This is a genomic window from Luteitalea sp. (genome assembly GCA_009377605.1).
In the GTDB taxonomy this organism is placed as follows: Bacteria; Acidobacteriota; Vicinamibacteria; order Vicinamibacterales; family Vicinamibacteraceae; genus WHTT01.
The window spans coordinates 1-248 of sequence record WHTT01000223.1 but is presented as its reverse complement, the minus strand read 5'-3'; the positions used below and the strand labels follow the sequence as shown (position 1 = coordinate 248).

Annotated in this window: 1 pseudogene (running past one end of the window); it reads right to left on the bottom strand. The window is 71.4% G+C overall.

What is annotated here, in order from left to right:
- Nucleotides 1-248: pseudogene (locus GEV06_28645) on the bottom strand (LLM class flavin-dependent oxidoreductase); it reaches 775 nt to the left of the window's first position.

The window sequence follows — 248 nt, the reverse complement described above, 5'->3', positions numbered from 1 at the left end:
CACCGATTCCTGGCCACGGAAGCCCAGCAGCGCGTCGCCGCCGCGCAGCCGAGCCAGTGTGGCCCGAACAGCCTGTTCGTCGCAGGGCAGCGGGAAGTACCGCACGTCGTTGAGTAGCTCCACCGCCGAGCCGCCGAGTCCGATGCCGCCGAACAAGCCGAGCGTCCCAGCGGAGCGCACGGCCAGCACCAGCTCGTGCCCCTCATCGACCATGCGCTGCACCAGCACGGGCGCGTCCTGCCCCAGTG